This window comes from Streptomyces sp. MBT65, assembly GCF_016612545.1.
In the GTDB taxonomy this organism is placed as follows: Bacteria; Actinomycetota; Actinomycetes; order Streptomycetales; family Streptomycetaceae; genus Streptomyces.
This window is the reverse complement of the sequence record NZ_JAENRY010000801.1, coordinates 1-368: the sequence shown is the minus strand read 5'-3', so window position 1 is coordinate 368 and position 368 is coordinate 1. Positions and strand designations below refer to the sequence as shown.

At 76.4% G+C, this 368-nt stretch carries 1 pseudogene; it reads left to right on the top strand.

What is annotated here, in order from left to right:
• Positions 1–85: 85 nt before the first annotated feature.
• Positions 86–268, top strand: a pseudogene (locus JHN63_RS52180) (RNA polymerase subunit sigma-24); the annotation flags it as partial.
• Positions 269–368: the final 100 nt, after the last annotated feature.

The window sequence follows — 368 nt, the reverse complement described above, 5'->3', positions numbered from 1 at the left end:
CGGGGCGGTGCTGGTGCCACGGAGAGCGTGCAAGGAGGCGGGCACCGTCCGCCGTGTCCGAGGAGGGAAGGAGGGAGGGACCCGGGTGAGCCGGACCGAAGAGTTCGAGGAGCTGCGGCCGCTGCTGTTCTCGATCGCCTACCGCATCCTGGGCAGCGCGAGCCGGGCCCGGGACGCCGTCGAGGAGACCCGCCGGGGCTACGAGACGGCTCCCGCCGCGCCCGCCTCGGCCCGGGTGTTCCTGTCGGCCGAAGTCACCCGGATCGCCCGGGCCGAGGCGGGCGCGGCGGGAGCCGTCTCGTAGCCCCGGCGGGTCTCCTCGACGGCGTCCCGGGCCCGGCTCGCGCTGCCCAGGATGCGGTAGGCGA